Source organism: Erwinia plantamica (assembly GCF_043420595.1).
Taxonomy (GTDB): domain Bacteria; phylum Pseudomonadota; class Gammaproteobacteria; order Enterobacterales; family Enterobacteriaceae; genus Erwinia; species Erwinia aeris.
This window is the reverse complement of sequence record NZ_JBGCUC010000118.1, coordinates 1-408: the sequence shown is the minus strand read 5'-3', so window position 1 is coordinate 408 and position 408 is coordinate 1. Positions and strand designations below refer to the sequence as shown.

General features: G+C 67.6%; 1 protein-coding gene. It reads right to left on the bottom strand.

Going from position 1 to position 408, the window contains the following annotated elements:
• A partial coding sequence (locus tag AB3U87_RS22365) for an NAD-binding protein (protein WP_394150631.1) occupies positions 1–408 on the bottom strand: 408 nt, incomplete at both ends.

Genomic DNA, 408 nt, shown 5'->3' with positions numbered 1-408 from the left:
ACCTTGGCGCCAAAGCCGCCGGCCACGTCGATCATTTCCACATCGGTATCGATCAGCGTGACGGAAAGCCCGCTGGCATTGAGCATCTGCCCCACGGTCTGGCCAAAGCGGCCATAGCCCACGATCAGCGCATTCGCCGCGTCGCCGGTCGGGCCCTGGCGTTCGCCCTTCACAGCGCGCGGATCGTTGCGCAGGGGCTTGGCCAGCGCCATCAGGAACGGGGTGGTGGCCATCGACAGGGTCACGATCGCGCCAAACAGGCTGGCTGCCTCTGGCGCGATCAGCTGCGCATGCTGGGCCTGGGCAAACAGCACGAAGCCGAATTCGCCGCCCTGGCTCAGCAGCAGGCCCAGCGCCAGCGCGCCGCGCCAGGCCATGCGGAAGGCAAGGCCGATGCCCATGATCACC